Genomic DNA, 3,641 nt, shown 5'->3' with positions numbered 1-3,641 from the left:
TGGTAGATGGGCTGGTAACCGGTGATGTGGGCAATATTGTATTGCGGGACCGTAAAAAACTTGCCTCAGACGGAATGCTGATTATTGTGATGACGCTGAGCAAAAACGAGAAGCAAATGCTTGCAACGCCAGAAGTCATATCCAGAGGCTTTGTATATGTTAAGGATTCCGAAGAGCTGATGAATCAGATTCGCGACACGATTATGGCCACAGTGAACGAGCTAACAGCAATCGAAATGAGTCAGTGGGGCCTGATTAAGCAGATGTTAAAAGATAATGTGGGCCAGTTTATTTACAGCCAGACCAAGAGAAGACCTATGATTTTACCAATCATTATTGAGGTTTAGGAATAGCCGATAACCGTCAAACAAATGATTATTGTTCAATACGCGATTAATCAAAAAAGACTTAAATCAGCGATATAACTGATTTAAGTCTTTTTAATTTCCTTTTCCTATCTCCCCAAAAAACGAGGATGCAGTGGTGGTGGTATGCAGCGAAGCGGAGGATTTGAATCTGGGAAGCGAAGCATTCGCCTTTGCCACGGGATTCTTCTTACGCTTAAATGTTTTATAAAATCAAAAGAATCCCGTAGCAACAGCGATCGTAAGATCAAAGCCTACCCGTAGTGCCTCCCACTCCTACAGCATCTTGTTTAAAGCCGCTTGCGTTCCTGCTGTATGCCCTGTCGTAAACGCCGCCGTGATATTATAGCCACCAGTGTAGCCGTGAATATCCAGAATCTCACCGCAGAAAAACAAGCCAGGCATCAGCTTGGACTCCATCGTTTTCGGATTAATTTCCTTTAAATTCACACCGCCCCCGGTAACAAAGGCTTCCTTGAGAGAGAGCGTACCATTCACACGAATGGGAAACGCCTTGATTCGATGGGCGAGCTCTTGCCATTGCTGCTTGGGAATATGATCATAGGTCAAATCCTCACGCAGTTCAGCTTGCTGAAGCAACAACGGAATCATGCGTTCCGGTAAATAAGGCTTTAGCACGTTTTTGATCGCCTTTTTAGCATCCACCGATGCCAGTTCCAGCGTCTCCCGGTAGACTTCATCAGCATGTTTGTGGGGCTGTAAATCGAGAGTTAACAATACTGTGTTGACCTTATCCTTTTTCATTCCCTTGACGACAAACTGACTGCAACGCAAAGCAGTTGGACCAGACAAACCAAAATGCGTGAAAATCATATCTCCTTCATGAACGACAACCTTCTTTTGTTTCGCATTCCATACGGTCAGGCTGATGTTTCGTAAGGAGAGCCCCTGCAGCTCTTTTGTCTGGATGAATGTCTCGCCTGACGTTAACGGGACCTCTGTTGGATACAGTTCCGTAATGGTATGCCCGGCTTGTTCTGCCCATGCATAGCCGTCACCTTCCGAACCTGTATGCGGGACAGACTTGCCCCCGACAGCGACAATGACGTTACGGCTACGTAACGTTTCACCGGAACGCAGCCGCACACCAGCCGTATGACCTTCTTTGTAAATCACCTCTTGGACAGGGCAACTTGTCCGAATTTCGACTCCTTGGGAGCGCACTTTATTAATCAAAGCATCGACTACCGTTTTGGCTTTGTCCGTTACTGGAAACATACGCCCATTGTCTTCTTCTTTTAAGGCTATACCCAATTGTTCAAAAAAAGCGATGATATCCCGATTGCTGAAAGCAGCCAAGGCACTGTGGAGAAAACGGCCATTGCCGGGAATGTGACGTATGAGTTCGTCCAGTTCTTTTGCATTCGTGACATTGCAGCGACCTCCGCCAGAGATTCCTAGCTTTCGTCCGAGTTTATTTCCCTTTTCCACTAAAAGCACCTTGGCGCCCTCGCTGCTGGCAGCAGCCGCTGCCATTAAGCCGGCTGAGCCGCCTCCGATCACAATAACGTCGTAAGTCATGAACCTCTTCCTTTTCGTCGACAAATTTTCAAAAAATTCAGAATAGCGTAACAGATTTTTCATCATATCGTAATACCGTCTCTTTAGATAGCCTCTAAGCACGGTAGCTGCGTATATCTTCTATATTATTCAGGATAAGAGAATAGCGTAAAAACGATTCTTTTATCTATATCCGGTATTTAGCAAAATTTGTCGTTCTGCACCGGGATTTTAACACATATATTGTAATATATTGTAGCCTGTGCTTTAATTCAACTAACGGCGTCAAGGAAAGATGATGAGGGGGAGAAGTCCTTGTTAATTGCGTTGAAGGAAAGTGTGCTCCAAGTTCTCCTTGCCGTTATATCGGCGGGTTTTTTCTCTATATTAACGGATTATGGGGACAAGAAAAAGGTTTGGGCAGGCCATCTGCTTCCCGGACCTCATCAAGGAATACTTTATCTGTGTTGCTTGCCAGCCATATTGCTATGCTCGCTCTTTCAATCCCAGCCTCCATATGGCCTACCTTCCAATCTCGGTATTATTCCCCTTGCTGTGGGTGTCATGTACGGTACACGTCGCACTTCCTTCGTTCTCGCTGCTTCTGCATTGACGGGTGTCCTGATTATAGCGAAGTCGATAGAAATGTCCCCAATGTATGTGGGTACTGCTTTTATCCTTTTTCCTTTTATGCTACTGCATGTCAAGTTTTTTCAAAGAGGGACATTGTTGGACAAAAGGCTCCTGATTTTCACATACGTTGTGGCTGATATGCTGCTTAAGGCTTTGTTACCGCTATTATGGGGCAAACAGAACATTTCAATTTACATTCCTGATCTACTTACAACGTTATGGGATGTTGCTGTAGGTGTATTGGCGAGTTTTGCAGTCGTAAGTCTGATGCATAATTCCTTTGAGAAACTGACGCTGCGGCGAAATGTAACTGAGTTTACGAGCAAATATTTAACCGAAGTGGATAAGCTGCGTCAAGTCATGGATTTGATGCCATTATCTCTGGTTACTTTGGACAACGAAGAACGAGTTATACATATGAACAAAACAATGCTGGAACTCTACCGGGACTTCGATCCCTATATTACGTTGCCTGAGGTAGTAGGTCGTCCTTTAAACTCGTTGTACGGTTTTTGTACTTCGCCTGTAGTCAACGAACGGGTTGCGAAAGCGTTGGAAGGAGAAGCAGGTGCTGATCTAATCAATGTATCTCCCAAAGTATTCTTCTCCAGTTTCCTCCCTATTCGGGATAAGCATATCAATCAAACGACAGGTGTAATTATCGCCTTGCAGGACATCACAGAGCTGGAGACACTGCGCAGCGAGCTGGGCAATTTCGAGAGGCTAAGTCTGGTCGGACAGATGGCCGCAGGCATTACTCATGAAATCCGTAATCCGATGGCAGTTGTGCGCGGGTTTTTACAACTTATGCGCGAAAAAAGCCCTGATTCTCTAGGCAATTATTACCGCATCGTGATGGAGGAGCTGGATCGGGCGAACGGGATTATTAATGATTTTCTTTCTCTGGCCCAGAACCGGATTGTCGAGAAGGAGCAGTGCCATCTGCACGATATCATTCGTGAACTAACGCCTTTATTGTGGGCAGATGCGAACCTGAGGGGACAGACGATTGAGTTAAAGCTGGAGGACCATGTGACAAGGCTGCATCTGAACACTAAGGAAATCAAGCAATTGCTGCTTAATTTATCGCGTAATGCGATGGAAGCCATGGGAGAAAAGGGA

2 protein-coding genes and 1 pseudogene are annotated in these 3,641 nt (G+C 45.4%); 2 read left to right on the top strand and 1 reads right to left on the bottom strand.

Translation table 11 applies throughout. The features are described 5' to 3' along the window. Positions 1–347 (top strand): annotated as a pseudogene (locus AC5V8P_RS24270) (ribonuclease J); the annotation flags it as partial. A 294-nt stretch (positions 348–641) separates the two neighbouring features. Here the strand turns inward: AC5V8P_RS24270 and AC5V8P_RS24265 are convergent. Then, the gene (locus AC5V8P_RS24265) at positions 642–1,907 is read right to left on the bottom strand and encodes a BaiN/RdsA family NAD(P)/FAD-dependent oxidoreductase (RefSeq protein WP_064796777.1); all 1,266 of its coding nucleotides are present in this window, start codon (positions 1,905–1,907) and stop codon (positions 642–644) included. A gap of 294 nt (positions 1,908–2,201) precedes the next feature. On the opposite strand from AC5V8P_RS24265, the gene AC5V8P_RS24260 reads away from it, so the two are divergent. Further along, the coding region (locus AC5V8P_RS24260; RefSeq protein ID WP_495473960.1) for a two-component system sensor histidine kinase NtrB at positions 2,202–3,641 on the top strand (1,440 nt) is incomplete at its 3' end.

The sequence above is a fragment of the Paenibacillus sp. N119s genome, from assembly GCF_059447605.1.
Note: the sequence above shows the minus strand (reverse complement) of the source record. Positions and strands in the feature narration are given on the sequence as shown.

What these genes read in the sequence shown, in the direction of transcription:
- AC5V8P_RS24265 (WP_064796777.1), bottom strand. Translation starts at nt 1,907, where the DNA reads ATGACTTACGACGTTATTGTGATCGGAGGCGGCTCAGCCGGCTTAATG.